The 24827-nt window shown below is 67.8% G+C and carries 28 protein-coding genes; 16 read left to right on the forward strand and 12 right to left on the reverse strand.

Going from position 1 to position 24827, the window contains the following annotated elements; translation table 11 throughout:
- Window positions 1–1006 (reverse strand): proline dehydrogenase family protein (locus tag ACXJJ8_RS12510; RefSeq protein WP_499030564.1); only part of this gene is annotated, 1006 nt, incomplete at its 3' end.
- A gap of 135 nt (window positions 1007–1141) precedes the next feature.
- Between ACXJJ8_RS12510 and ACXJJ8_RS12515 the strand changes: the two genes are divergently transcribed.
- From ACXJJ8_RS12515 to ACXJJ8_RS12540, 6 genes are all read left to right on the forward strand, one after another.
- Window positions 1142–1621 (forward strand): DUF2244 domain-containing protein, encoded by a 480-nt coding sequence (locus ACXJJ8_RS12515; RefSeq protein ID WP_499030566.1) that lies wholly within the window; start codon window positions 1142–1144, stop codon window positions 1619–1621.
- A 29-nt stretch (window positions 1622–1650) separates the two neighbouring features.
- Complete coding sequence (coxB, locus tag ACXJJ8_RS12520; RefSeq protein ID WP_499030568.1) at window positions 1651–2652, forward strand: cytochrome c oxidase subunit II; 1002 nt, start codon at window positions 1651–1653, stop codon at window positions 2650–2652.
- 61 nt (window positions 2653–2713) lie between these two features.
- Window positions 2714–4339, forward strand: a complete 1626-nt coding sequence (gene ctaD, locus ACXJJ8_RS12525) for a cytochrome c oxidase subunit I (RefSeq protein WP_499030571.1) — start codon at window positions 2714–2716, stop codon at window positions 4337–4339.
- A 42-nt stretch (window positions 4340–4381) separates the two neighbouring features.
- Window positions 4382–4522 carry a hypothetical protein gene (locus ACXJJ8_RS12530; protein ID WP_499030573.1) on the forward strand — a complete coding sequence of 47 codons (141 nt, stop codon included), beginning with the start codon at window positions 4382–4384 and terminating at the stop codon, window positions 4520–4522.
- Window positions 4519–5118 carry a cytochrome c oxidase assembly protein gene (locus ACXJJ8_RS12535; protein WP_499030575.1) on the forward strand — a complete coding sequence of 200 codons (600 nt, stop codon included), beginning with the start codon at window positions 4519–4521 and terminating at the stop codon, window positions 5116–5118. Before ACXJJ8_RS12530 ends, ACXJJ8_RS12535 begins: the two co-directional genes overlap by 4 nt.
- Window positions 5119–5146: 28 nt before the next feature.
- On the forward strand, window positions 5147–6028 hold the full coding sequence (locus ACXJJ8_RS12540) for a cytochrome c oxidase subunit 3 (RefSeq protein ID WP_499030577.1): 882 nt from the start codon (window positions 5147–5149) through the stop codon (window positions 6026–6028).
- 84 nt (window positions 6029–6112) lie between these two features.
- Here ACXJJ8_RS12540 and ACXJJ8_RS12545 read toward each other — a convergent pair whose 3' ends face one another.
- Complete coding sequence (locus tag ACXJJ8_RS12545; protein ID WP_499030579.1) at window positions 6113–6337, reverse strand: twin transmembrane helix small protein; 225 nt, start codon at window positions 6335–6337, stop codon at window positions 6113–6115.
- An 87-nt stretch (window positions 6338–6424) separates the two neighbouring features.
- On the opposite strand from ACXJJ8_RS12545, the gene ACXJJ8_RS12550 reads away from it, so the two are divergent.
- From ACXJJ8_RS12550 to ACXJJ8_RS12570, 5 genes are all read left to right on the forward strand, one after another.
- On the forward strand, window positions 6425–7123 hold the full coding sequence (locus ACXJJ8_RS12550; RefSeq protein ID WP_499031093.1) for an SURF1 family protein: 699 nt from the start codon (window positions 6425–6427) through the stop codon (window positions 7121–7123).
- Window positions 7120–7698, forward strand: a complete 579-nt coding sequence (locus ACXJJ8_RS12555) for a redox-active disulfide-containing membrane protein (RefSeq protein ID WP_499030581.1) — start codon at window positions 7120–7122, stop codon at window positions 7696–7698. Before ACXJJ8_RS12550 ends, ACXJJ8_RS12555 begins: the two co-directional genes overlap by 4 nt.
- Window position 7699: 1 nt before the next feature.
- Entirely contained in the window at window positions 7700–8860 is a 1161-nt protein-coding gene (locus ACXJJ8_RS12560) for a COX15/CtaA family protein (RefSeq protein WP_499030584.1), read from the forward strand.
- 5 nt (window positions 8861–8865) lie between these two features.
- Window positions 8866–9792 carry a heme o synthase gene (locus ACXJJ8_RS12565; RefSeq protein WP_499030587.1) on the forward strand — a complete coding sequence of 309 codons (927 nt, stop codon included), beginning with the start codon at window positions 8866–8868 and terminating at the stop codon, window positions 9790–9792.
- 434 nt (window positions 9793–10226) lie between these two features.
- Window positions 10227–11207: an FG-GAP repeat domain-containing protein gene (locus tag ACXJJ8_RS12570; protein WP_499030590.1), complete on the forward strand. Its 981-nt coding sequence runs from the start codon at window positions 10227–10229 to the stop codon at window positions 11205–11207.
- Window positions 11208–11217: 10 nt separating this feature from the next.
- Here the strand turns inward: ACXJJ8_RS12570 and dnaG are convergent, their stop codons facing one another.
- The 3 genes from dnaG to rpsU all read right to left on the reverse strand — a co-directional run bounded on the left by dnaG (window position 11218) and on the right by rpsU (window position 13779).
- The gene (gene dnaG / locus ACXJJ8_RS12575; protein WP_499030593.1) at window positions 11218–12945 is read right to left on the reverse strand and encodes a DNA primase; all 1728 of its coding nucleotides are present in this window, start codon (window positions 12943–12945) and stop codon (window positions 11218–11220) included.
- Window positions 12946–12969: 24 nt separating this feature from the next.
- Window positions 12970–13419, reverse strand: a complete 450-nt coding sequence (locus ACXJJ8_RS12580) for a GatB/YqeY domain-containing protein (RefSeq protein ID WP_499030595.1) — start codon at window positions 13417–13419, stop codon at window positions 12970–12972.
- A gap of 144 nt (window positions 13420–13563) precedes the next feature.
- A complete protein-coding gene (gene rpsU / locus ACXJJ8_RS12585; RefSeq protein WP_036170822.1) occupies window positions 13564–13779 on the reverse strand; it encodes a 30S ribosomal protein S21 in 216 nt (71 codons plus the stop codon).
- A 150-nt stretch (window positions 13780–13929) separates the two neighbouring features.
- Between rpsU and tsaD the strand changes: the two genes are divergently transcribed.
- From tsaD to folK, 3 genes are read left to right on the forward strand one after another with little or no spacing between them, the layout of a single operon-like run.
- Complete coding sequence (gene tsaD, locus ACXJJ8_RS12590; protein ID WP_499030597.1) at window positions 13930–14970, forward strand: tRNA (adenosine(37)-N6)-threonylcarbamoyltransferase complex transferase subunit TsaD; 1041 nt, start codon at window positions 13930–13932, stop codon at window positions 14968–14970.
- On the forward strand, window positions 14967–15323 hold the full coding sequence (gene folB / locus ACXJJ8_RS12595) for a dihydroneopterin aldolase (RefSeq protein WP_499030599.1): 357 nt from the start codon (window positions 14967–14969) through the stop codon (window positions 15321–15323). The genes tsaD and folB overlap by 4 nt, the downstream gene beginning before the upstream one ends.
- Window positions 15320–15802 carry a 2-amino-4-hydroxy-6-hydroxymethyldihydropteridine diphosphokinase gene (gene folK, locus ACXJJ8_RS12600; RefSeq protein ID WP_499030601.1) on the forward strand — a complete coding sequence of 161 codons (483 nt, stop codon included), beginning with the start codon at window positions 15320–15322 and terminating at the stop codon, window positions 15800–15802. The genes folB and folK overlap by 4 nt, the downstream gene beginning before the upstream one ends.
- Here the strand turns inward: folK and ACXJJ8_RS12605 are convergent.
- The gene (locus tag ACXJJ8_RS12605; protein ID WP_499030603.1) at window positions 15799–16539 is read right to left on the reverse strand and encodes a pteridine reductase; all 741 of its coding nucleotides are present in this window, start codon (window positions 16537–16539) and stop codon (window positions 15799–15801) included. The genes folK and ACXJJ8_RS12605 overlap by 4 nt on opposite strands.
- A gap of 41 nt (window positions 16540–16580) precedes the next feature.
- On the opposite strand from ACXJJ8_RS12605, the gene ACXJJ8_RS12610 reads away from it, so the two are divergent.
- On the forward strand, window positions 16581–17798 hold the full coding sequence (locus ACXJJ8_RS12610) for a class I SAM-dependent methyltransferase (RefSeq protein ID WP_499030605.1): 1218 nt from the start codon (window positions 16581–16583) through the stop codon (window positions 17796–17798).
- Window positions 17798–18199: a VanZ family protein gene (locus ACXJJ8_RS12615; RefSeq protein ID WP_499030607.1), complete on the forward strand. Its 402-nt coding sequence runs from the start codon at window positions 17798–17800 to the stop codon at window positions 18197–18199. The genes ACXJJ8_RS12610 and ACXJJ8_RS12615 overlap by 1 nt, the downstream gene beginning before the upstream one ends.
- A 6-nt stretch (window positions 18200–18205) precedes the next feature.
- Here the strand turns inward: ACXJJ8_RS12615 and ACXJJ8_RS12620 are convergent, their stop codons facing one another.
- From ACXJJ8_RS12620 to ACXJJ8_RS12645, 6 genes are all read right to left on the reverse strand, one after another.
- Window positions 18206–19432, reverse strand: coding sequence for a multifunctional CCA addition/repair protein (locus tag ACXJJ8_RS12620; protein ID WP_499030610.1), 1227 nt, complete (start codon window positions 19430–19432; stop codon window positions 18206–18208).
- Between the two features lie 10 nt (window positions 19433–19442).
- A complete protein-coding gene (locus tag ACXJJ8_RS12625) occupies window positions 19443–21470 on the reverse strand; it encodes a lytic transglycosylase domain-containing protein (RefSeq protein ID WP_499030613.1) in 2028 nt (675 codons plus the stop codon).
- A 111-nt stretch (window positions 21471–21581) separates the two neighbouring features.
- Complete coding sequence (locus ACXJJ8_RS12630; RefSeq protein WP_499031095.1) at window positions 21582–22319, reverse strand: endonuclease/exonuclease/phosphatase family protein; 738 nt, start codon at window positions 22317–22319, stop codon at window positions 21582–21584.
- 43 nt (window positions 22320–22362) lie between these two features.
- A complete protein-coding gene (locus tag ACXJJ8_RS12635) occupies window positions 22363–23202 on the reverse strand; it encodes a thiol:disulfide interchange protein DsbA/DsbL (protein WP_499030615.1) in 840 nt (279 codons plus the stop codon).
- A 65-nt stretch (window positions 23203–23267) separates the two neighbouring features.
- Complete coding sequence (locus ACXJJ8_RS12640; protein ID WP_499030617.1) at window positions 23268–23894, reverse strand: thiol:disulfide interchange protein DsbA/DsbL; 627 nt, start codon at window positions 23892–23894, stop codon at window positions 23268–23270.
- 110 nt (window positions 23895–24004) lie between these two features.
- Window positions 24005–24772: a c-type cytochrome gene (locus ACXJJ8_RS12645; protein WP_499030619.1), complete on the reverse strand. Its 768-nt coding sequence runs from the start codon at window positions 24770–24772 to the stop codon at window positions 24005–24007.
- Window positions 24773–24827 lie beyond the last annotated feature (55 nt).

A 24827-nucleotide genomic window follows, 5' to 3' on the forward strand; every position in this document is an offset into this window, starting at 1 on the left:
CGGCGCCGATGACGTCGAGCGAGAGCTCCAGGCGGTCGGCGGCGCCGATGACGTCGAGCGAGAGCTCCAGGCGGTCGGCTTCCTCGGCATCGATGGTGAATCCGATGCCGTGCGACTTCGCCAGTTGCGCCAGCTCGAGCACGCGCGGGACGAGTTCTGCCATCACGCGCGCGCGCTTGGCCAGTTCATAACGCGGGTGCAGGGCGGAGAGCTTCACCGAGATCGACGGGGCGGCGAACACATCGGTGCCGACGAACTTGCCGCTCGTGCCGATCGCCTGGATCGCCGCGCGGTAGGCGCCGAGGTAGCGCAGCGCGTCCTTCGTGGTCAGCGCGCCTTCGCCGAGCATGTCGAACGAATAGCGGTACGCCGCGTTGTCGCCCTTGCGCGAACGCGACAGCGCTTCGCCGATCGTGCGGCCCATGACGAACTGGTGGCCCATGATCCGCATCGCCTGGCGCACGGCCAGGCGCACGACGGGTTCGCCGATGCGGCCGACCAGCCGCTTGAACGCGTTGTGGACGTCGCGCTTGGTGTCATCGGCCAAGTCCACGAGGTGGCCGGTGAGCATCAAACCCCAGGTCGACGCGTTCACGAGGATCGAATCGGACTGGCCCATGTGGCGCTTCCAGTCCGCTTCGCCGAGCTTGTCGCGGATGAGCTTGTCGGCGGTGTCCTGGTCGGGAATGCGCAGCAGCGCCTCCGCCACGCACATCAGCAGCACGCCTTCCTCGCTGCCGAGGTCGTACTGGCGCATGAAGGCTTCGATCGCGCCCTGGTCTTGCGCGCGGGCGCGCACGCGGCGCACGAGGTCGGCGGCGGTCGCCTGGACGGCTTTGCCGTCGGCTTCGGGCTGGCGGGCCTGCGCGAGCAGTTCGCGCACGTGTTGGGTTTCGTCGCGCACCCAGGCAGCCGTGATGGCTGCGCGGAGCGGATCGGGAGACGCCGGCAATTCCGGCGTGAGCAACGGCCGTTCGGCCGTCGCGGGGAGGGGAAGCGAATTCATCGGGCCCGCGTTGGTACGTGGCGAGCCGCATATTGTAGCGGCGTGCATGCCGCGCGGCTTGCCCCGCATGGTCGGTGGGGACTACCATTTCCCGTTTCCGCAGCCGGTTTTGCGTCACACCGGTTGTGGTTCGGCATGATCGAGATGGTGTCGTCGGGGGTCGGGACGGGTGCGCAACTGCGGTTGCGCCCGCGACGGGCTTTGACGGCCCGGCAGTTCCTCGCCCTGTTCGCTTCCCTGGCCGCCGCGATGTGGCTGGTCGCGGGCCTGGGCTGGTGGGGCGGCAACGTCTTCGCCCCCGCGTTCGCGCTGCTGGATAGCGTGTTCGTGGCGGTGGCACTGCGATGGGCGTGGCGGCTGGGAGAGCGTCGCGAAATCATTTCGGTCGGGCCGGAAGCGGTCGAGGTTTGGCGGTCGGCACAGCCGGCGCCTGCGTTCCGCGCACACCCGGTCTGGGTGCGCATGGAAGTGCTGGGCGACGACGCGTCGATCGTGCTGTCCTCCAGCGGAGTCCGCTGCGAGGTCGGCGCCTTCCTCGGCCCCGGCGAACGCCGGCAACTCGTCATGCGCCTGCGGGCGCTGCTCGAGGCCAGCCGTTCGCCACCGACGACATGACATTGCATTCAGCTGCGGGGCTCGTACCGATGAAAGCAGGCTTCAAACCTTCCGGCGCCAAGGCATTGGCCGTTCGTGCCGCCGCCGCGGCGTTCGCGCTCCTGGCTTCGGCCGCCGCGTTCGCGACGCCGGCCGCCGAGCCGACCGCGCCGCACCCGTGGCAGCTCAACATGCGCGAGGGCGTCACGCACTCCTCGCGGATGGCCTACGACGCCCACATGGTCGCGCTGTGGATCTGCGTGGTCATCGGCATCGTGGTGTTCGCCGCGATGTTCTACGCGATGTTCAAGTTCCGCCATTCCAAGGGCGCGGTGCCGGACGTCAGCTTCACGCACAGCACCAAGCTGGAGATCGTCTGGACGCTCGTCCCGGTCATCCTGCTCGTGGGCATGGCGTGGCCGGCGACCGCCAAGCTCATCGCGATGTACGACACCCGCAATTCGCAGATGACCGTGAAGGTCACCGGCTACCAGTGGATGTGGAAGTACGAATATCTCGGCGAAGGCGTGGAGTTCACCAGCCGCCTGGCCAAGACCAGCGACGCCAAGCGCCAATCCGGCCAGGTGCCGTCCTGGAAGAACGAAGCCGACCGCAACTACCTGCTCGAAGTCGACAACATGCTCGTCGTGCCGGTCGACACCAAGATCCGCTTCGTCATCACCGCCGACGACGTGATCCACGCGTGGTGGGTGCCCTCGCTGGGCTGGAAGCAGGATGCAATCCCCGGGATCATCAACGAAGCCTGGACCGACATCGACACCCCCGGCATCTACCGCGGCCAGTGCGCGGAGCTGTGCGGCAAGGACCACGGCTTCATGCCGATCGTCGTGAAGGCGGTTTCGAAGGCGGAATTCCAGCGCTGGCTCGCCGAGCAGAAGGCGAAGCACGGTGCGCCGTCGCCCGCCGCTGCGAACGCCACCGCGCAGGACGCGATCAAGGCCTCGCCGGAAGGCATCGCCCCGCGCCAGCCGGCCACCCCCGACACCAGCAACACACCGACGCCCGAGAAAGCCGAGCCCGTGACGCACTGAGCGCACGCACGGTTTCCGACGTTTCCCACCGAATCACGCGCATTACCTGAGGTTGCAGGCCATGGCCCAGTACGACGCCGCCGTCCATCACGACGATCACGGACATCAGCAGAGTTTCCTTGATCGTTGGTTCTTCTCGACCAACCACAAGGACATCGGCACGCTGTACCTGCTGTTCTCGTTCTGCATGTTCATCATCGGTGCCGCGATGTCGGTGGTGATCCGTGCCGAACTGATGCAGCCGGGCCTGCAGTACGTGAACCCCGAGTTCTTCAACCAGATGACCACCATGCATGCGCTGGTGATGATCTTCGGTGGCGTGATGCCGGCCTTCGTGGGCTTGGCGAACTGGATGGTGCCGCTGCAGATCGGCGCGCCGGACATGGCGCTGCCGCGCATGAACAACTGGTCCTTCTGGATCCTGCCGTTCGCCTTCACGCTGCTGCTGGGCACGCTGTTCCTGCCGGGCGGCGCGCCCGCCGGCGGCTGGACGCTGTATCCGCCGCTTTCGCTGCAAGGCGGCAGCAACCTGGCGTTCGCGATCTTCGCCATCCACATGATGGGCATCAGCTCGATCATGGGCGCGATCAACATCATCGCCACCATCCTCAACATGCGCGCCCCGGGCGTGGACCTGCTGAAGATGCCGATCTTCTGCTGGACGTGGCTGATCACCGCGTTCCTGCTGATCGCGGTGATGCCGGTGCTCGCCGGCGCGGTGACGATGCTGCTCACCGACCGCTTCTTCGACACCAGCTTCTTCACCGCCGCCGGCGGCGGCGACCCGGTGATGTTCCAGCACATCTTCTGGTTCTTCGGGCACCCCGAGGTCTACATCATGATCCTGCCCGCCTTCGGCGTGGCTTCGGAGATCATTCCCACCTTCTCGCGCAAGCCGCTGTTCGGCTACCAGGCGATGGTGTACGCCACCGCGTCGATCGCGTTCCTGTCGTTCATCGTGTGGGCGCACCACATGTTCACGGTGGGCATGCCGCTGGGTGGCGAGATCTACTTCATGTTCGCCACGATGCTCATCGCCGTGCCGACGGGCGTGAAGGTGTTCAACTGGGTCACCACCATGTGGAAGGGTTCGATTTCGTTCGAAGCCCCGATGCTGTGGGCGATCGCCTTCGTGATCCTGTTCACCATCGGCGGTTTCTCGGGCCTGATGCTCGCGATCGTGCCGGCGGACTTCCAGTACCACGACACCTATTTCGTCGTCGCGCACTTCCACTACGTGCTCGTGACCGGCGCGGTGTTCTCGATCATCGCCGCGGTGTACTACTGGTGGCCGAAGTGGACGGGCCGCATGTACTCGCAGGCCGCCGCCAAGTTCCACTTCTGGTGGTCGGTGGTGTTCGTCAACCTGCTGTTCTTCCCGCAGCACTTCCTGGGCCTGGCCGGCATGCCGCGCCGCATCCCGGATTACAACGTCGTGTTCGCGGACTGGAACCTGGTCTCGTCGATCGGCGCGTTCGGCATGTTCGCCACGCCCTTCATCATGCTGGCCATCCTGCTGCAGTCGCTGAAGAACGGCGAGCGCGCGACCGACCGCGTGTGGGAAAGCGCGCGCGGCCTGGAATGGACGGTGCCGTCGCCGGCCCCGCACCACACGTTCTCGACGCCGCCGGTCATCAAGGATGGCGACCTCGCGCACGGCGACTTCGCGCACATGGACTTCGACTGACGGCCGGCTGTTGCCGGACGCACAGTGCCTGAAGTGACCACCATGCCCGAAGCCCCCAAGCCCCTGACCCCCGAACAGGTCGCAGCCCGCCGCAAGGGCGTGCTGCGCACTGCGTGGGCGATCGGCCTGGTCGCGCTCGCGGTGTACCTGGCGTTCCTGCTGTCGGGGGTGCTCGGCAAATGAACGCGCCGAACACACCCGACAACAACAACCGGAAGAAATTCGGCGTCGGCAAGATGGTGGGCGTCGCGCTAGGCGCGTTCGCATTCACCTTCTCGCTCGTGCCGCTGTATCGCATCGCGTGCGAGAAAGTGTTCGGCGTTCGCCTCGAGAAAGAGGCCATCTCCGCACCGCTGGACGAGAAGGCCAACACGCAGCGCACCGTGACCGTCGTGTTCGACGGCGGCGTGAATTCCAAGCTGCCGTGGGACTTCGAACCGCAACAGGCCAGGATGCAGGTCCACCCCGGCCAGCAGTACGAAGCCAGCTATTTCGCGCGCAACACCAGCAATCGCGCGATCGTCGGCAACGCCGTGCCCTCGGTGGCGCCGGCGCGCGCCTCGGGGTATTTCAGCAAGACCGAGTGCTTCTGCTTCACCGCACAGGAACTCGACGCCGGCGAAGGCCGCGCGATGCCAGTGCGTTTCATCGTCGATCCGGCGCTGCCGTCCGACGTCAACACGATCACGTTGTCGTATACCTTCTTCAAGAACGATGCCCAGACCGCGCAGGTGAACGCGCCCAAGGGTGGATCGAACCTGCCGCACGCGGCTCCCTGAGCCTCATACGAAACCCGGAAAACCCGTCATGGCCCAAGCCCACGAGTCCCACGACACCAACGTCTACTACGTGCCGCACGGCAGCCGCTGGCCGGTGATCGCGTCGGTCGCGCTGTTCACCACGATGATCGGCTTCGCGCAGTGGCTGAATGAAGTCAGCTGGGGCAAGCCGGTGTTCTTCCTCGGCCTGGCCTTCCTCGCCGCGATCCTGTTCAAGTGGTTCGGCGACGTGATCCGCGAATCGCTGCGCGGCTACTACAACAAGCAGGTCGACACCTCCTTCCGCATGGGGATGGTGTGGTTCATCTTCTCCGAGGTGATGTTCTTCGCCGCGTTCTTCGGTGCGCTGTTCTACGCGCGCCAGTTCGCGTTGCCGTGGCTCACGGGCGAAGGCCACAAGGTCGCCACGCACGCGGTGCTGTGGTCGGACTTCACCGGCGGCTGGCCGAGCAACGGTCCGGGCGCGATCGGCGGTGCGTACCAGACGATCCCGGCGTGGGGCCTTCCGCTGCTCAACACGATGATCCTGCTGTCCTCGGGTGTGACGGTCACCATCGCGCACCACGCGCTGAAGGCCGGCCACCGCAAGCAACTGCTGTTGTTCCTCGGGCTGACGGTGCTGCTGGGCGCCTCGTTCCTGACCTTCCAGGCCGAGGAATACATGCATGCGTACCGCGAGCTCAACCTGACGCTCGGCTCGGGCATCTACGGTTCGACGTTCTTCATGCTCACCGGCTTCCACGGCGCGCACGTGACGCTGGGTACGATCATGCTCGCGATCATCTGGTTCCGCTGCGCCGCCGGCCATTTCAACCGCGACAACCACTTCGCGTTCGAAGCGGTGGCCTGGTACTGGCACTTCGTCGACGTGGTGTGGCTGGGCCTGTTCCTGTTCGTGTACGTGCTGTAAGGCGCGCACGCGCAACGGCCGCAACGCAAGCAATTCCCGTCGCGGGCCGGCCATGCGCCGGCCCGTGCCGTCTCCGGGGTCGGCTCAGGGCGCGCGGCCGATGCCGTGCGGCGTGATCCAGCCCATGTAGATGGCCAGCGCGACGAACAGGATCAGTGCGACCGAGAGCGCGATGCGCTTGGTCAGCGCATTGACGGTGCGCTTGGTGGTGCCCTTGTCGACGAGCATGTAGTACAGCCCCGCGCCGAGGTTCCAGACGATGAGGATCAGGACGGCGATGATCAACAGGGTTTTCAGCGAGTCGTTCATGGCGAAGGTCCTTGGGATGCCGCGCGTCCGCGCCTCGCACGTCCGCTACTCGCCGGCATTATCGCGCCGCGCCGGGGCACGCGCGTGATGCGTCGCGGGACGTTCTGGTTCGGTTGGGCGCTGGCGCTTCTCGCCATGGCGGTCTTTGCGCGGCTGGGCTTCTGGCAACTCGCGCGGATGCACGAGAAGCAGGCCTTGCTCGCCAACGTCGAGCGAGCGCTGCAGACCCCGCCGGTGGCCATCGATGCGCCCGGCACGACCGACCTGGCCTGGGTCGAAGGCGAGGCGACGATCGACGCGCGCACGCTGCTGCTCGACAACCAGATGCGCGACGGCACGCCGGGCGTCCACGTGTATTGCATCGCGCGTGCAGGCGTCGCCGACCGCCTCGTCGACCTGGGGTGGCTCGCGGTGAAGCCCGACCGAACGATGCCCGACGCGGCGTGCCCCGCCGGTCCGCTGCATGTGCGCGGCCTGATGACGCCGCTGCCCTCCAGTGGCCTGCGCGTGGGCATGCCGATGCAGCAGCTCGACGGGATGCGCTGGCTGATGGCGCGGGCGGACGCCGATGCCATCCGCGCGACCCTCCACGTCGCCGTGCCGGCGCGCGTGATCCGCCTAGATCCAAAGCTGCCCATCGGCTACGCACGCGACCTCGACGTCCTCCCGAACACGCTGCCTCCCGAACGCCACCTCGGCTACGCGGTCCAATGGTGGGCGCTGTCGCTCGCCGTCTTCATCACCGCGCTCGTCCTCACCATTCGCAAAGCAAAGCCCCGCGCATGAATGCACCCGTCGACAACGCCACGCGCAATCGCAACCGCTGGATGCTCGTCGGCATCTTCGTGCTGTTCTTCGGCGGCCTCGTGCTCGCCGGCCTCCTGCGCTTTTCCGGCTGGCGCCCCGAAGGCCTGAAGAACAAGGGCGAACTGCTGCAACCGCCGGCCGACCTGCGCGAACTCACGCCGACGCTCGCCGATGGCACCGCGTACCGGTGGAAGGACGCCGAACGCACGTGGCGCCTCCTCGCGATGACCGAGCGTTGCGACACGACCAATGCCGCGGCGTGCGAACGCCTGCTCGCCGATCTGGACAAGGTCTGGCAACTCTCCGGGAAGGACGCCGACCGCGTGCACGTGTTGTGGGTCGGCGCATTGCCCGCACACGGCCCGCGGCCAGCCACGTTGCATGTGCTGCGCCCCAGCGATGCGCTGCGCGATGGCTTGCCGCGTTCGCAAGATCCGAAGGGCATGCCCGTGTATGTGCTCGATCCGAACGGCTTCGTCGTTCTGCGCTACGCTCCCGGCTCCGACCCCGGGGACGTGCGGACCGACCTGTCCCGCCTGCTCAAGGTGAACTGAGATGGCGTCCAACGCCTCGTCCATCGTCCGCCACGGCATCCATCGCAACTTCCATCGCCTGGCATGGCTTGCCGTCGCGCTCGCGCTCGGCGTGATCGTGTTCGGCGGCTTCGTGCGCTTGTCGAACGCGGGCCTGAGCTGCCCGGATTGGCCGACGTGCTATGGCCGCGCTGCGTGGCCGCAACATGCGAACGAAGCGGTCGACCACGTCGCCACCGCGATCCGCGCCGTCGAACCGCACAAGGCGTGGCGCGAACAGTTGCATCGCATGCTCGCCGGTTCGCTTGGGCTGATCGTGCTTGCGCTCGCGTTGCTCGCAGCGCGCCGCCGCCGTTTCGGCATCGCGCAGGTGTTGCTCGCATCGCTGCTGGTGGGCATCGGCATTCCGCTGTACATGCACGGGCAGCACGTCGCGGCCTCGGTGTTCGCGATCGCGGGCGAAGCGATCCTGCTCATCGCCGCACTGCGCTGGTCGAACGTCGACCTCGCGCGCACCGCCGCACTCACACTGATGGTGATCGTCTTCCAGGCCTTGCTCGGCATGTGGACGGTCACGTGGCTGCTCAAACCGATCGTCGTGATGGGCCACCTGCTCGGCGGCCTGCTGACGTTCGCGCTGCTCACGTGGATGGCGTGGCGGGCAACGGACATGCCGATCCGGCTCGCGCAGGCAAAACGAATTCGCCTCCTGCTCGTCGTCGGCGTCGGCCTGCTCGCCGTGCAGATCGCGCTCGGCGGCTGGACCAGCGCCAACTACGCCGCGCTCGCGTGCGCCAACGATTTCCCGAAGTGCGTCGGTCAGTGGTGGCCGCCGACCGATTTCCGCGAAGGCTTCGTGCTGTGGCGCGGCATCGGCGTGGACTACGAAGGCGGCGTGCTCGACGGGCAGTCGCGCATCGCGATCCAGATGGCGCACCGGATCATGGCCGGCGTCGTGTTCGTGTATCTCGGGATTCTCGGCGTTCGCCTGATGCGCATCCCGGGGATGCTCGCGTGGGGGGTCACGCTCGCCGCGTTGCTGCTGACGCAGGTCGCACTGGGGATCGCCAACGTGAAGCTCGGGCTGCCGCTGCATGTCGCGGTCGCGCACAACGCCGGCGCGGCGCTGCTGCTGTTCGTGCTCGTCACCCTCATCGCGCGCGTGCGCGCGCCGGACGCCTGACGCACGTGCGCTCGCACATCGCCCAGTACTGGACGCTGACCAAGCCGCGCGTCGTCGCGCTGATCGTGTTCACCGCGCTCGTCGGCATGTTCCTCGCGGTGCCGGGGTTGCCGGATTGGGACAAGGCCTTGTTCGGCCTGCTCGGCATCTGGCTCGCGGCGGCGTCCGCGGCGGCGATCAACCACATCCTCGACCAGCGCATCGATGCGCTGATGGCGCGCACGCACGACCGCCCCTTGCCGACCGGCGGGTTGCGGACGTCGCAGGCGGTCGTGTTCGCCCTCGCGCTGGGCCTTGCATCGATGGCGATCCTGGTGTTCCTCGTCAATCCGCTGTGCGCGTTGCTGACGTTCGCCTCGCTGATCGGCTATGCGATCGTCTACACCGGCTGGCTGAAGCGCGCGACGCCGCAGAACATCGTCATCGGCGGCATCGCGGGTGCCGCGCCGCCGCTGCTGGGCTGGTCGGCGATCACCGGCATGCAGGGCGAAGCGGACTGGGCGTACGCGCTGACGCTCGTGTTGATCATCTATCTCTGGACGCCGCCGCACTTCTGGGCGCTGGCGATCTTCCGCCGCGAGGATTACGCCAGGGCGATGATCCCGATGCTCCCGGTCACGCACGGCGTGACCTATACGCGCTGGCAGATCCTGTTCTACACCGTGCTGCTGGTGCTGGCGACGCTGTTGCCGTGGGCGCTGCACATGAGCGGGACGTTCTACATCGGCGGCGCCGTGGTGCTGGGGTGCGTGTTCCTCTGGTACGCATGGCGCCTGCTGGATCCGCCGGACGAGTTCTTCGCCATGCGCACGTTCCAGTATTCGATCGTGTACCTGATGGCGCTGTTCGCCTTCCTGCTGATCGACCATTGGCTGATGCCGTGGCTGGCGCCGGCCTCCGCGCTGGACTTCCAACCACTCGCCTGGCGCTGACTGCCCGCTGAAACTGGGCCGCACGTCGCGTTACATCGCGCACTGATCCGCAAACTCCGCACCGTCCCGTCCGCGCAGGGCCGGGATGTGACGCGCTGCCCAAACATCGCAACGCCGCGCGCGTCATATCGGTCCCCCGGAACCTGGGGATTCCAACATGCACCACGACAAGAACGCCGACCGCAGCGAACGCAGTGCGCGCTTGCTGCTCTTCCTCGCACTTTGCGCCGCGGTCTCCTGGGCGCTGGCGAGCGCGCCGGCCTGATCGACTCCTCCTGCGCAGGCAGGGGCAGGCAGCGTGGAGGCCGATGCGCGACCGTGCGCCGATGGCATCCGCCGTTCGCCTTCCCCTGCCTTCGCGGGGGCATTTGAACCGTTGCCGCGGACCCACGCATCCACTCGCGCGTCGCTGAGTGCGGCGGTGGAGGCGGGCCATGCGCGCGCAACTGTGGAGCTCTGCCGTAACGATCGCCCTGTGGCCGGTCATGGCACAGGCGGGACAAGCCGACTTGGTGTGGCGTAACGCCGCCAGCGGCCAGACGGTGGTGTGGAAGTCAGCCGATGCATCGCACGCATCCGCGCTGACATCGGTCCCGGGCATCTGGCACATCGCCGCGCTCGCGGACTTCGACGGCGACGGCGTGGCCGACGTGCTGTGGCGCAACACGTCCGGCCAGGACCGCATCTGGCGCATGGGGGATTCGCGATTGCCGATGTTCCTCGCATCGCTCGCGTCGCCCTGGGACGTCGTCGGCGCGGGCGACTTCGACTACGACGGCGTCGCCGACATCCTGTGGCGCAACGCGACGACGGGCCAGAACCGCATCTGGCGATCGGGCAATGCGGCAACGACCCTCGCCGTCGCATCGGCGGGCGTGGCGTGGGACGTGGCGGGCGTCGGCGACTTCAATGCCGATCGTTACGCCGACATTCTGTGGCGCAACCGCAGCACCGGGCAGGCGGTTGCGTGGCGATCGGGCAACGCCGCAACCGCGGCGGGGCTGGGGAGCGTGGGGCTGTCCTGGAACGTCGCCGGCGTCGGCGATTTCAACGGCGATGGCGCCGCCGACATCCTGTGGCGCAACGCGACCAGTGGCGCGAACGTGATCTGGCGTTCGGCCAACAGGGCGACGCCGCAGGCCGTCAAGGCCGTGGGTATGGCCTGGCGGATCGCCGGCGTCGGCGATTTCGATGGAGACCTGCACGCGGACCTGCTCTGGCGGAATACGGGCAGTGGGCAGAACGTCGTCTGGCGTTCGGCGAATGCGACGACAACGCTCGCCTGCGCGTCGGTGGCCAACCTGCAGTGGAGCGTCAACGGCGCGGCGGAACTGGATCCGCCACCGCCACCGCCCACCGAACCGCCACCGATGCCGCCGCCGAATCCGCCGCCTTACCCGTATCCGTATCCGTAGCGCGCGGTGGTCAGCGCTTTGCCGCCCGGCGATCGAGCAGGAGTGCGCGCAATTCGGCTTTTTCCGCAGCATCGAGCGGTGTATCGCTCGAATTGAGTTCCTCGATGCGCTGCTGCACGGTCTGGTCTTCGAGTTGCACCATCACGTCGAGGAATTCGCGCTCCCACTCCTGCTCGCCGGGCAGCGATTGCGTGGCGAGCTTGTGCAGGGCCGCGGCCTCGTCGCGACCGCCGAAGTGTTCGAGGACGCCGCCGGTGCGAATATCGGGCCGCTCGCGTACCAGCGCCACGAGTTCCGAAAGCAGTTCCACACCGGGCTGGCGCAGCGCCGCGAATCGATACGGCGGTTCCAGGGCAAGCGCCAGCGAGGGCTGCTGCAGCAACAACGCGATCGCACTGCGCACCAGGCTGCGCTTCGGCGCGGGGACATTCGGCGCGTTGCGCGCGCGCTGCGCGGGCACGTGCGTTTCCGGCGCACTCGCACGCGCACCGACGCCGGTGAGTTCGGTCAGGCGCTGCTTCATCAAGTCGCCGAAGGCGCCGTCGGGAATCTGTGCGAGCAAGGGTTTGCAGCGTTCGGCCAGGCGCGCCTTGCCGTCGATGCTGGACAGGTTCACATCGTTGCTCATCTGCCCGTAGAAGAACTCCGACAGTGGCGTGGCCTGGCGCAGGCGCGCATCGAAGCCATCGCTGCCTTCCTTGCGGACGATGCTGTCGGGATCCTCGCCGTCGGGCAGGAAGAGGAAGAACGCCTGGCGGCCGTCCTTCATGCGCGGCAACACTGATTCGAGGGCTTTCCACGCGGCGTTGCGGCCCGCGCGATCGCCGTCGAAGCAGAAGAACACGTCGGCGGCGTTGCGGAACAGCAACTCCGCGTGGTCCGGCGTCGTCGCCGTGCCGAGCGTGGCCACCGCCTGCGACACGCCGTACTGCGCGAGCGCGACGACATCCATGTAGCCCTCCACGACGATCAGCCGATCCAGCTTGCTGTTGACCTGCCGCGCCTGCCACAGGCCGTACAACTCGCGGCCCTTGTGGAAAAGCGGTGTCTCGGGGGAGTTGAGGTATTTCGGCGAATCCTCGGGATCGAGCACGCGCCCGCCGAAGGCGATCGTGCGCCCGCGACGATCGGCGATCGGGAACATCAGGCGATCGCGGAACTTGTCGTAGACGTGGCCCTTGTCGTTCTTCGAGAACATCCCGCCGCGCTCGAGCAATTGCATGCGGCGTTGATCGGTGCCGAGCGCGTCGCGCAGCGCGTTGAACCCGTCGGGCGCGTAACCGATGCCATAGCGCTCGGCGATCTCCGGCGCGATGCCGCGCCTCTCGACATAGGCCTTCGCCTTGTCGCTCGCGGACAGGTGCTTGCGGAAGAACTTCGCCGCGGCGTCGAGCGCGGCGAACAGGTCGGTCGTGTCGTGGTTTTCGTTCGATTGCCGCGTGTCGCGCGGCACTTCCATGCCGACGCGCTTGGCGAGCTCGTCGACCGCGTCGAGGAATTCGAGGCGGTCGTAGTTGATCAGGAAGGAGATCGCGGTGCCGTGCGCGCCGCAGCCGAAGCAGTGGTAGAACTGTTTGGTCGGCGAGACGGTGAAGCTCGCCGAACGTTCGTCATGGAACGGGCAGCGCGACGCGAATTCCTTGCCCTGCCGTTTGAGCGGCACGCGCGCGGCGATCACCTCGACGATGTCGGTGCGCGCGAGCAGGTCGTCGATGAAAGCGTCGGGGATGCGGGCCATCGGCGTCAGGATGCCACGCCGCGATCAACCTTCGGCGAGGCGGCGCTTCACGATCGACGAGACCTCGCCCATGTCGGCCTTGCCGGCCAGGCGCGGCTTGAGCACGCCCATCAGCTTGCCGATGTCGGCCGGGCCCGCGGCGCCGCTGTCGCGGATCGCGCCGTCGACCACGTCCTCGATCTCGGCTTCGGACATGCGGGCGGGGAGGTAGTGCTCGATGATCGCGATCTCGTTGCGTTCGATGCCCGCGAGGTCCTCGCGGCCTGCGGCGTCATACTGCGACACCGAATCGCGGCGCTGCTTGACCATCTTGTCGAGAACGGCCACGACCTGGGCATCGTCCAGGCTGATGCGCTCGTCGACTTCCTTCTGCTTGATCGCGGCATTGATCAGGCGGATGACGCCGAGGCGTTCCTTCTCGCCGGCCTTCATCGCGGTCTTCATGTCGTCGGTCAGCTGGTTCTTGAGGGTCATGGCGTGCTCCGTGCGGGGTCCGGTGCCCGTTCTACAGGCGGGCACCGCAGAAATGCGAAAAGCCGGCGGCGCTTGTGGCGCGGCCGGCTTCGCGGGGTGCTGATCGATTCGACGCGGGGCGAGAGGCTCGCCGCCGGCGCGGGATCAATACAGGCGCTGGCGCTTGGTGACGTCGCGCGAGGTACGACGCGCCTGGCGCTTCACCGCGGCGGCGGCCTTGCGCTTGCGTTCCTGCGTCGGCTTCTCGTAGAACTCGCGCTTGCGGGTCTCGGCGAGCACGCCGGCCTTCTCGCAGGTGCGCTTGAAGCGGCGCAGGGCAAACTCGAAAGGCTCGTTTTCGCGGACTTTGACGCTCGGCATACGGTTTCTCGGTCTTCTGTCTGGGGTTGCTGCACAAGTGGACGACCACCGGGCAGACCCGGGGAGCCGCGTATGATACCCGCGTCCTTTCCGCTGGCGCAACCGCGCGGCGGCCTCGATTTCAGCCTCCGCAGGCCCCATCTGCCTCCCATGCGCGTCCTCGGCATCGAAACCTCCTGCGACGAAACCGGCGTGGCCGTCTACGACACCGCGCGCCCGGGCCCCGAGGGTCTGCGTGCGCACGCCGTCTACAGCCAGATCGCCCTGCACGCCGAATACGGCGGCGTGGTGCCCGAGCTGGCCAGCCGCGACCACGTCCGCAAGCTGCTCCCCCTGATTCGCCAGACACTCGACGAGGCAGGCCTCACGACCGCCGACCTCGATGGCGTGGCCTACACCGCCGGCCCGGGGCTGGTCGGTGCGCTGCTCGTCGGCGCCGGCGTGGCGCGTTCCCTGGCCTGGGCCCTGGAGGTCCCCGCCATCGGCGTGCATCACATGGAAGGCCACTTGCTTGCGCCGCTGCTGGAGGATCCGGACCTCAAGCCGCCCTTCGTCGCGTTGCTCGTCTCCGGCGGCCACACGCAACTGGTCGGCGTGGACGCCATCGGGCGCTACCGGCTGCTCGGTGAGACCCTCGACGACGCCGCGGGCGAGGCCTTCGACAAGACCGCCAAGCTCATGGGGCTGCCGTATCCGGGCGGCCCGCAACTCGCAAAGCTCGCCGAAACCGGCACGCCCGGCGTGTTCAAGTTCGCGCGACCGATGACCGATCGGCCCGGCCTGGATTTCAGTTTCAGCGGCTTGAAGACGCAGGTCCTGCTCGCCTGGCGCAACAGCGATCAGACGGACGCCACGCGCGCGAACATCGCACGCGGGTTCGAAGATGCCGTCGTCGACACGCTCGCGATCAAGTGCCAGCGCGCGCTGGATGCCGCGGGCTGCGACACGCTCGTGGTCGCCGGCGGCGTCGGCGCGAACAAACGCCTGCGCGAGAAGTTGCACGCCATCGCCGTCAAACGCAGCGGCCGCGTGTGCTTTCCGCGCCCCGCGCTGTGCACGGACAACGGCGCGATGATCGCCTTCGCCGGCGCGCTGCGCCTGCAGGCCGGGCAACGCAGCGGTCGAGAAGTCCACGTGCAGCCGCGCTGGGATATGGCATCGTTGCCTGCCGTCCAGCCCGCGACCGCATGAACGACAAAGTCTTCATCGAAGGCCTCCAGATCGAAACGCTGATCGGCATCTACGATTGGGAGCGCCGCATCCGGCAGCCGCTCGTGTTCGACATCGAGATGGCCTTCGACAACCGCAAGCCCGCGGCGAGCGACGCGATCGAAGACACGCTGGATTACAAGGCGGTCAGCAAGCGCCTGATCGCCTACGTGTCGGCGTCGGAATTCGGTTTGGTGGAAACCCTCGCGGAACGGTGCGCCGCGTTGATCCTCGACGAATTCGCCGTCTCGCACGTGCGCCTGAAACTGAGCAAGCCCGGCGCGGTGCGCGGTGCGCGCGCGGTGGGCGTGTCCATCGAACGCAGCCGCGCGTGACGACCAAGGCCTACCTCAGTCTCGGCAGCAACGTCGAACCCGAGCGCCATCTGCGCGCGGCGATCGATGCGCTGCGCGTGCGCTTCGGCGAGATCGTGGTGTCCCCGGTGTATCGCGTGCCGGCGGTGGGCTTCGAAGGCCCGGATTTCCTCAACGCCGCGGCGATCGTCGACACAGACCTCGATCCGTTCGCACTGATCGAGTGGCTGCGCGAACTGGAAGCCGACAACGGCCGCATCCGCGGGCACGTGAAGTTCAGCGACCGCACGCTCGATGTCGACCTGGTCTATTTCGACGATCTGGTGCTCGACCTGCCGCAGTTGCAACTGCCACGGCCGGAATTGCGGCATGCATTCGTGTTGCGCCCGTTGGCGGACATCGCGCCGGCGTTCGTCGACCCCGTGCGCAAGGTGACGCTGGCCGAATTGTGGCGCGCGCATCCGGCGTTCGGCGAAACGCTCGAAACGGTGACGCTCTAGCTTTCGAGCGTGCGTCCGCCGTCGAGGCGGAGGACCTGGCCGGTGGTGTACGTGGCGTCGCGCAACAACCAGCGCACGGCTTCGGCGATTTCCTCCGGCGTGCCCGTGCGGTGCAACGGCGTGCGGTCGAGCATGGCCTGCTTCGCCGCGTCTTCCTTCCCGCCATCGGGCCAGAGGATCGCGCCGGGCGCGATCGCATTGACGCGCACGTCCGGCGCGAGTTCGAGCGCGAGCGCGCGCGTCATCTGCAACAACGCGGCCTTGCTCATGCCGTAGAGCGCATGCGCGTGCAGCGGGCGCTCGGCGTAGATGTCGGCCATGTTGACGATCGCGCCGCGCGTCGCGCGCAGATGCGGTGCGGCGGCTTGCGCCAGGAAGAACGGTGCGCGCGCATTCGCGTTGAACAGCGTGTCCCACTGGTCGGGCGTCGCCTGGCCGAGCGGGGTGGCGAAGAAGGACGACGCGTTGTTGACCAGCGCATCGAGGCGGCCGAAGCGGCCGATGGTCTGCGCAATGAGTTCAGGCAGGCGGTCGAACTGCTGCAGATCGGCCTGCAACACGACGGTCGAACCGGCGCGCGCGCCCTCGAGCTCGCCGGCCAGCGCATCGGCATCGCTGCGCGAGGCGTGGCAGTGGATCGCCACGTCGAACCCGTCGGCGTGCAGGCGGCGCACGATCGCCGCACCCAGGCGGCGGGCACTGCCGGTGACCAGGGCAACGGGACGGGCGGTCGTCATGGGCGCTTGCGGTCCTTGCGGCTATCCTGTCGGCATTGTCGATGTATTTGCCGTCCATGTCCGCATCGCCGGAACCCCATGCCATCCCCGTGCCCGACGCCGACGCGCTCGCCCACAGCGAACGCCTGCGCCAGGGCATCCAGCAACAGATCCACGCCGCGGGCGGCGCGATCCCGTTCTCGCGCTTCATGGAGCTGAGCCTCTATGCACCGGGGCTGGGCTACTACAGCGCGGGCGCGACCAAGTTCGGCGCGAGCGGCGATTTCATCACCGCGCCGGAACTGGGGCCGTTGTTCGCCGCGTGCGTGGCCGACAGCTTCGCGCCGGTGTTGCAGCAGCTCGGGCCGCAATCGGATGTCGTCGAGCTCGGCGGGGGTAGCGGCGCATTCGCGGAGGTCGCGCTCAAGAAGCTGCTTGCGGCCGACGCGCTGCCTGCGCGATACGCGATCCTCGAACCGAGCGCCGACTTGCGCCAACGCCAGCAGGGACGGCTGCGCGAACGCTTGAATCCGCTGCTCTACGATCTGGTCGAATGGTTGGACGCACCACCACAGGAACCGTGGGACGGCGTGCTGTTCGCTAACGAGGTGATCGATGCGCTGCCGACGCCGCGCTTCACATTGCGCGATGGCGAAGTGTTCGAGGAACATGTTGCGATCGATGGGGAAGGCCGCTTCGTGCGCGCCGATCGCCCGGCCGATGCGCTGCTCGCCGCAGCGGTGCGGCACGTGGAACGCCAGCGCGACGAACCCTTCCCCGACGGCTATCGCTCCGAACTGTTGCCGCAATTGCCGTATTGGGTGCAGGCGGTCATGGGTGGGCTGCGCAAGGGCGCGATGTTGTTCATCGACTACGGTTACCCGCGGCGCGAGTTCTATTCGCCGCAGCGCACGAACGGAACACTGCGCGCGTTTCGCCGCCATCGCATGGTCGGGAACGTGTACGACCTGCCGGGCCTGCAGGACATCACCGCCTCCGTGGATTTCACCGCGCTCGCCGAAGCGGGCACGGGCGCGGGCTTCGATCTCGCCGGCTACTGCACGCAGGCGAGCTTCCTCATCGGCAACGGGCTGGAGCCCAACCTGCTCGCCGCCGAAGCACGCGCACACGACGAAGCGCAACGCTATCGCCTGCGCCAGGAAGCCAAGCACCTCACCTTGCCCGGCGAGATGGGCGAACGTTTCCAGGCCATGGGCTTCCAGCGGGACGTCGAATTCGGCGCCGCCTTCCTGGTCGGCGATCTGAGCTGGCGCCTGTGATGCGGCTGTTGGGATCCGGCGCAGCGAAGCCGTTCGCGCGCCCGCAGCGTTGGCTCGGCATCTGGTGGGGAATGATCGCGGTCGTGATCGTCGGGTCGCTGCTGCCTGCGTTGCTCCTGCCCGATCTGCCGGAGGGGGGCGACAAGGTCGAGCACCTGCTGGGTTACGCGATCCTCGCGGCGATGGCGGTGCAGGTGTTCGCGACGCGGCGTGCGTTGCTGTCGGCGGCTTTGTTCCTGGTGGCGCTCGGCATCGGCATCGAGATTGCGCAGGATGTGCTGACGACGACGCGGCAGATGGATGCGTGGGATGCGGTGGCGAATACGTGCGGGGTGGTGCTGGGGATGACCAGCGTGTTGATGCCGTCGCGGGATGCGCTGCTGCGAATCGATGCGCGCTGAAGTGCCTCAGGCGGGTGTGCGTGCCTGGTGGATCGCGCGGATGCGTGCCTTCGCAAGCGCTTCGCCCAACGCCGGACCTTCCAGTCCTTCGCGAGCGACGTCGGCGGCGCGGACGGACTGCGCGACTTCCAGCAAGCGGATCAACGCCTCGCGCTGCGGATAAGGCTGATCCTCCAGTCCTGCGCGGCCACGCTTGTCCGCCTCGCACACCAACCCGAGTTGGGCGATTCGCGCAGGCTGGCGAAACCCATCGCACCGTTGCAGCAACTCGTGCACCGTGCGGTCGCGCAGTTCGAACAGGCGATGCACGTTGAGATGTTCGCGACACGCGATCTTCGCCAGATCGCGATGCTGGAGAGGTACCTTCAATCGATCGCAGAGCGCGCGCAGCGGCGCCAGGCCGGCGTGCTCATGCCCCAGATGCTTCGGCAGGACGTCGGCCGGCGTGAGCGCCTTGCCCAGGTCGTGCACGAGGGCGGCGAACCCGACCACCGCATCCCCCGGCGCGAGCCGCGCCGCCATGTCGCACACCAGTTCGATGTGCACGCCGGTGTCGACCTCCGGGTGGTATTCCGCGCGCTGCGGCACGCCGTACAACGCATCGACTTCGGGCAGCACCACGGCCAGCGCGCCGCACGCGCGCAAGGTGCGCAGGAAGGCCGACGGCGTCTTCGACGCGAGCGCACGCACCAGCTCCTGCCACACGCGCTCGGGGACGAGCTCGGCCAACTCGCCCGATGCCACGATTTCGCGCATCAGGGCCGTCGTTTCCGGCGCAACGGTGAACCCGAGGGCGGACAAGCGCGCCATGAACCGCGCCGCGCGCAACACACGCAAGGGATCTTCGACGAATGCCGGCCCCACATGCCGCAACACGCGTTGCTCGAGGTCCCGTGCACCGTGCCAGGGATCGACAAGCGTGCCGTCGTCACGCTCTGCGATGGCATTGATCGTGAAGTCGCGCCGCTGCAGGTCTTCTTCGAGCGTCACGCCCGGGTCGGCATCGACGACGAACCCGCGGTACCCACGACCCGATTTGCGTTCGGTGCGCGCTAGCGCGTACTCCTCGCCCGTCTTCGGATGCAGGAAGACCGGGAAGTCGCGGCCCACGGGCTTGAAGCCCTGCGCCAGCATCGCATCGGGCGTTGCGCCGACGACCACATGATCGCGATCGCCCGCCGGCAAGCCCAGCAGCCGGTCCCGCACCGCACCGCCGACGAGGAAGATCTCCATCGGCGCGATTCTAGGGGGTGTTCAGCACGACCGTCGCCGGGCAGGTGAAGGCCTTGCGCGTCCCCGCGCGCCCACGCATGCGATCGCTGACCGGCGCGGCGTCGCCATTGAGGCGCCAGTCGTAGATCACGCTGAAGGCCAGCACGCGTGCGACGTATTCGCGCGTTTCCTTGTAGCTGATGGTTTCGATCCAGAAATCCGGATCCATGCCGGGCCGCTGCGCCTGCCAGCGCGCGAGCGGCGCAGGCCCCGCGTTGTAGCCGGCAAGGACCATGTAGGGCGGGCCGTACTTGTCGTACAACTGGCGCAGGTACGCGGTGCCGATGGCGATGTTCGCGTCGGGGTCGTAGAGGGTGGATGCCCCGCTCCACGGCAGGCCGATGCGTTTTGCAGTGGCCATGCCGGTCGCGGGCACGACCTGCATCAGGCCCATCGCATTGGCGCCGGAGCGGGCATTCGGATTGAAGACGCTCTCGGCACGGATCTCGGCGGCGACCCACGCGGGATCGAGCCCGTTTTTTGCGGCCTCGCGGCGGATCGTCGCATCGTGGTGCAGGGGGAAGCGCAGGCCGTACATGCGTGTTTCTTCGGGCTGCTTGCCGAGTGCGAACACCGCACGGTCGAACCATCCGTAATCCTGCGCGACCGCAACGGCCAGGCGGCGCTGCTTGTCGTCGAAGCGCGACAGCGCGTCGTCCCATTCGCGTTGCGCCCAGCCGGGGCGGTCGGCCTGGTAGAGCGCCATTGCGCGCACGACGGCGGGATCGCGTGCGATCGCCGCTTGCTGCGACGTCCCGAGTGCGACGTCCACCGGGCACAGCGCATAGGGCTGCCCGATGCGATCGGCCGCGAGGAAGCCATGGAATTCCGGCTTGCTGGCGGCGTCGCGATACAAGGCCTGCGCGCCCGCCTTGTCGCCGGCGATTTCGGTAAGCCGCGCCTGGAAGTAGGTCCAGCGCGAATCGCTGCGCTGCTTGTCGCCCATCTTGCGGATCGCGGCCAGTGCGGCGGGCCAATCGCTGCGCGACATGGCTTCGCGCACCCGCCATTCGTGCAGGCGTTCGTCGTACGCGCTGTCGGGCACGGCATTGAGGCGGCGCGCGGAATCGGGTTCGTAGGACGCGACGGTCCACAACGCGGCCTGGTACAGCGGGCGTGCGCGGTCGGCATCGGTGAATTGCAGCGCGTTCGCGAACTTCGGCAGTTGCGTGTCGACGAGCATCGGCACCGACTTCGCAAGGCGCGCGAGCCCCTGCGAGGCCATCAGCCGGCTACGTGCCGTCTTCGGCCACGTCAGCGCGCGATCGTGGACGGCTTCGAAGAACGCGGCGTAGTCGTTGGCCAGCGCCATGTCCGCCGGCGGCAGCCCGCGTGCGGCGCTGCGCATGACCGACGGCTCCCATGCGTTGGCGGCCGCATCGATGCGCTCCCAGCGCAAGGACGCAGGCAAGCCGCCCTTCGCTGCCAACATCGCGAACGGCGCATCGCACGCCGTCGGCAAGGCCTTGCCCGTGCTGCGCCACATCGCTTGCGCGTCGGCGACCCAGGTGGCGTCGGTATTGCCCGTCGCCGCGCGCGACTGGAGTTCGGCGCATCGCAATGCGCCGTCCTTGACCGACGCCGACCACGCACTGCGGAACGCGGGCCAATCTTCACGACGGGAAAGCGCGGCGAGCCAGAGTTCGCGGAAGGCGCCTTCGAGCGCCTGCCCCTTGTACTTCGCGAGGAAGGCCTGCGCGCGCGGCGCCGGAAGGGTATCGATGTCGCGCTTGAGCTGCGCGTACTCCACCCAGCCTGCGAGGGGATGATTCGCGATCGCCGCCATCTGGGTCGGCGACACGGTGCCACGCTCGGCTGCGGCGAACGCTTCGCGGATCTGGTCGCGTTGCGGAACGACCACGATCGGCGCATTGCGCAGCGGCGGCGGCACGATCTTGCCGGCGGGCGCGGGCGCGGACGCGGGTTTGCCCTGTTGTGCGATCGCCGTGGACGAGCAACACAAAAGAGCGGCGAGAAGCGGCAGCGTATGTCGCAGCATGGACGATCCGTTGGGGGAGACGAACGACCTGGCACCGACTATAGCCGACGCCTCGTGAATCGATCAGTCAGCAAACCACCCGAGCGAACGTCAGGAATCCCTCAGACGCACTCAACGCAGCGCGTGTTCCGGCACATCGATCTCCGCGGCGATCGCCAGATGATCCGAATACGCCGCAGCGAACGCTTCCATGCGCGCGATCCGCAGGTCGCCGGTGGTGAGGATGTGGTCGATCGCGCGCTGCGGCCGCCAGCTCGGAAAGGTCGGCACGCACGACGCGGGCGGTTGCAGGCGCGTGCGTTTGTACAGTTGCTGCATCTCCGGCCGGTCCGGATCGCAGTTGAAGTCGCCCATCAGGATCGCGTGCGGATGGTCGTGCAGCAGCTCGGCGATGAACGACAGTTGCGATGCGCGCGAACCGGCGCCGAGCGACAGATGCGCCACGGCCACCGTCAGCCCGTCGTCGCCATTGCCGAATTGCGCGACCAGCACGCCGCGCCCGCGCACGCGGCCGGGCAGGGGATGATCGTGCACTTCGACGGGCTCCAGCTTCGACAGCAAGCCGTTCGCGCTGGACGCGAAACCGCCGACGTTGCGGTTCGGCTGGTGGCTCCAGTACGCGAAGCCCCCGCGTTGCGCGAGGTAATGGGTCTGGTTGGTGAACCCCGAGCGCAGGCTCCCGGGGTCGCTTTCGTTGAGGCCGACGATGTCGTGGCCGCCCGCGAGTTGCGCGATCGCATCGAGGCTGCCGCGCTTGTTGCCCGCCGGCAGCACGTGCGACCAGCTGCGCATCGCGTAATCCGTGTAGCGACGGGTGCTCGACCCGGCCTGGATGTTCGCGCTGAGCAGCTTGAGGCGGCGGTGCGTCATCGTCCGTCGGTGATCGACGCGATCAGCCCTGCGACGCCGCGGCGGCAGGCGCACCGCCCGCGGCACGCTCCTTCGCGATCAGGCCGCCGGCGATGCGCAGCATGTCCTCGAAGCTGTTGCCGGTGACCTTGTACTTGCCGTTGACGATCAACGTCGGCGTGCTGTTCGCGCCCGAGCGGATCATGAACTGGCGGCCCTTGCTGACCTGCGCGTTCACCGAGAACGAATTCATCGTGCTCAGGAATTCCTTCGGGTTCGCGCCGTACTTGCCGTAGAAGTTCGCGATCTTCTGCTCGTCGACCGGATCGCCTTCGCCCGGCATCGTCTGCGTGATGTGGATCTCCTTGATCAGCGCGCTGTGCGAGCGCTCGACCAGGCCCATCGATTCGGCGACGTAGAACGCCTTCGCGTACGGGTTCCACTCCGGGCCGAACGGCGCTGGCACGTAGGAGAAGCGGACGTCGGCGGGCAGCTTGGCCTTCCACGCCGAAACCAGCGGATCGAACGCGGCGCACGCCGGGCAGACGTAGCCGAAGACTTCGACGACTTCGATCTTGCCGTCCAGCGGCTTCCACGGCTCGCCGCCCTTGATGGCGACGTAATCGCGGCCTTCGACCAGGCCGGAGGGATCGCTCGCGGCCGCGAGGGCCTTCTGCGCAGCGGCGTCGGCCGCGGCGGTGGGGGCCGGGGCGCCGGTCGAAGCCGAAACCGGCGCAGCCGACGTGCTTGCGGCCGGTTCGTCGGCGCTGGYGGGCATCGCGGCGGTGGCCTGCGCGGTCGGCGCGGCGGCCGTCGGCGCTTCGGTCTTGCCGCAGGCGGCGAGGGCGAGGAGGAGCAAGGGGAGCAGGGCGCGTCGGGTCATGGGGGTCGATCCTCCAGCGGGATGCATGAATGCCAGGTGGGCGGAATGGATGGGACGGGAAAACGTCAGCGGGGCGGGTGCGCGATCAGCGCGCCGGCGATGCGCAGCATGTCGTCGAGCGAGCGGCCCAGGACGCGGTACTTGCCGTCGACGATGAGCGTCGGCGTGCCCTGGAGCTGGATGCGCAGCGAGAAATCGCGCGCGGCCTGCATGCGTGCGGCGACCTGCGGGCTCGACAGCGCCGCCGAAAACTGCTTCGCATCCACGCCGAGGGTGGCGTAGTACGCCGTGAGTTCGGCATCGCTGGGGTTCATCGGCAGCACTTGTTCGTCGTGCAACGCGCGAAAGGTTGCCGCATGCGTGCGCGCCAGGGCGCCGAGTCGTTCCGATGCGAAGAACCCGCGCCCGAAGGGATCGCCGACGTCATAACCGGCAGGCACGTAACGCACCTTGACGTTCTTCGGCAGCGTGGCGCGCCAGGCGTCGAGCTTCGGCGCGAGGTCGTGGCAGTGGTGGCAGGTATAGGCGAAGACTTCGGCGACTTCGATCTCGCCCTTGCCCACCTTGTCGAACGTGCCGGGGTTGTCGAGCACTTCGTAGTCGACGTTCTCGACCGGCGCGGGCGCCGTTTGCGCGAAGGCCGCGACGGGAAGCAGCAGGGCCAGCAGGAGGAGCGCGATGCGACGGGTCATGCGGATCCTTGTGGGTGTCAAAAAAAACGCCGGTCCACAGTGTGGGACCGGCGTGCTGATCAAGGTCGTGAACGCTTCGACAGCTTCCGCCGGCGCAGGTTCCGCCGTGGTTATTGTTGCGCGGTGGCTTCGTCGGAGCGCTTGTGCAGGCCCTGCACGTAGCTGGCCAGCGACTGGATTTCCTCATCCGTCAGCGGCTTGGCGACCGACGCCATGATGTTGAACAGGTGCGGGTCGGTCTGCGTGGTCGTGCCTGCGCGGTATTCCTCGAGGCGACGCTGCGCGTAGGCCGATTGCTGGCCGGCGATCGCCGGGTAGGCCGGGCCTGGGTTGCCGCCACCGGCAGGGCCGTGGCACGACATGCACGCCGGGATGCCGCGCGCCAGGTCGCCCTGGCGGAACAGGCGCTCGCCCACTTCGTAGAACTTCATGCCCTTGTTCGGGCCGGCGGCGATGGCGGTGTCGTCGGCCACGCCGGCCCCCGCCTTCTGCATCGCGAAGTGCGCGCCGAGGTCGCGCATGTCCTGCGCGGTGAGCGCATCGGCGAAGGGCTTCATCACCGCGGCCATGCCCGAGTTGCGCTGGCCGTTCTTGAACAGTTCCAGCTGGTGCGCGATGTAGCGCTCCGGCATGCCGGCCAGGCGCGGGTACTGCGGATCGGTGGGGTTGCCGTCGAGGCCGTGGCAGGCCGCGCACGTACCGGCCTTCTGGTCTCCGCGCTTGACGTCGCCCCACACCGGCTTGGCCTCGACCAGCGGCTTGGTTTCCACCTGGGCATCCGGGGCGACGGGCGTCACCTTGGATTGGGCGAAGGCGACGGCGGCCACCGCAAGAGCGGCGGTCAGACCGGCGTAGCGCAGGACGCGGGCGTGGCGCATGCAAAGCTCCGAAATTGCTGGGTCCGGCGAACCAGGCCGCCGGGTGGTCGCGGAC

This window comes from Lysobacter sp. P5_C4, assembly GCF_054049695.1.

Bases quoted from the DNA above. Each gene is read 5' to 3' on its own strand.
- rpsU (WP_036170822.1), bottom strand. From the start codon at position 13,779: ATGCCGAGCGTCAAAGTCCGCGAAAACGAGCCTTTCGAGTTTGCCCTG.
- ACXJJ8_RS12535 (WP_499030575.1), top strand. From the start codon at position 4,519: ATGAACGCGCCGAACACACCCGACAACAACAACCGGAAGAAATTCGGC.
- ACXJJ8_RS12545 (WP_499030579.1), bottom strand. From the start codon at position 6,337: ATGAACGACTCGCTGAAAACCCTGTTGATCATCGCCGTCCTGATCCTC.
- ACXJJ8_RS12610 (WP_499030605.1), top strand. From the start codon at position 16,581: ATGTATTTGCCGTCCATGTCCGCATCGCCGGAACCCCATGCCATCCCC.
- coxB (WP_499030568.1), top strand. From the start codon at position 1,651: ATGAAAGCAGGCTTCAAACCTTCCGGCGCCAAGGCATTGGCCGTTCGT.
- dnaG (WP_499030593.1), bottom strand. From the start codon at position 12,945: ATGGCCCGCATCCCCGACGCTTTCATCGACGACCTGCTCGCGCGCACC.
- ACXJJ8_RS12640 (WP_499030617.1), bottom strand. From the start codon at position 23,894: ATGACCCGTCGCATCGCGCTCCTCCTGCTGGCCCTGCTGCTTCCCGTC.
- ACXJJ8_RS12645 (WP_499030619.1), bottom strand. From the start codon at position 24,772: ATGCGCCACGCCCGCGTCCTGCGCTACGCCGGTCTGACCGCCGCTCTT.
- ACXJJ8_RS12580 (WP_499030595.1), bottom strand. From the start codon at position 13,419: ATGACCCTCAAGAACCAGCTGACCGACGACATGAAGACCGCGATGAAG.
- folB (WP_499030599.1), top strand. From the start codon at position 14,967: ATGAACGACAAAGTCTTCATCGAAGGCCTCCAGATCGAAACGCTGATC.
- ACXJJ8_RS12605 (WP_499030603.1), bottom strand. From the start codon at position 16,539: ATGACGACCGCCCGTCCCGTTGCCCTGGTCACCGGCAGTGCCCGCCGC.
- ACXJJ8_RS12540 (WP_499030577.1), top strand. From the start codon at position 5,147: ATGGCCCAAGCCCACGAGTCCCACGACACCAACGTCTACTACGTGCCG.
- ACXJJ8_RS12515 (WP_499030566.1), top strand. From the start codon at position 1,142: ATGATCGAGATGGTGTCGTCGGGGGTCGGGACGGGTGCGCAACTGCGG.
- ACXJJ8_RS12555 (WP_499030581.1), top strand. From the start codon at position 7,120: ATGAATGCACCCGTCGACAACGCCACGCGCAATCGCAACCGCTGGATG.
- tsaD (WP_499030597.1), top strand. From the start codon at position 13,930: ATGCGCGTCCTCGGCATCGAAACCTCCTGCGACGAAACCGGCGTGGCC.
- ACXJJ8_RS12550 (WP_499031093.1), top strand. From the start codon at position 6,425: ATGCGTCGCGGGACGTTCTGGTTCGGTTGGGCGCTGGCGCTTCTCGCC.
- ACXJJ8_RS12570 (WP_499030590.1), top strand. From the start codon at position 10,227: ATGCGCGCGCAACTGTGGAGCTCTGCCGTAACGATCGCCCTGTGGCCG.
- ACXJJ8_RS12530 (WP_499030573.1), top strand. From the start codon at position 4,382: ATGCCCGAAGCCCCCAAGCCCCTGACCCCCGAACAGGTCGCAGCCCGC.
- ACXJJ8_RS12615 (WP_499030607.1), top strand. From the start codon at position 17,798: ATGCGGCTGTTGGGATCCGGCGCAGCGAAGCCGTTCGCGCGCCCGCAG.
- ACXJJ8_RS12620 (WP_499030610.1), bottom strand. From the start codon at position 19,432: ATGGAGATCTTCCTCGTCGGCGGTGCGGTGCGGGACCGGCTGCTGGGC.
- ACXJJ8_RS12625 (WP_499030613.1), bottom strand. From the start codon at position 21,470: ATGCTGCGACATACGCTGCCGCTTCTCGCCGCTCTTTTGTGTTGCTCG.
- ACXJJ8_RS12560 (WP_499030584.1), top strand. From the start codon at position 7,700: ATGGCGTCCAACGCCTCGTCCATCGTCCGCCACGGCATCCATCGCAAC.
- ctaD (WP_499030571.1), top strand. From the start codon at position 2,714: ATGGCCCAGTACGACGCCGCCGTCCATCACGACGATCACGGACATCAG.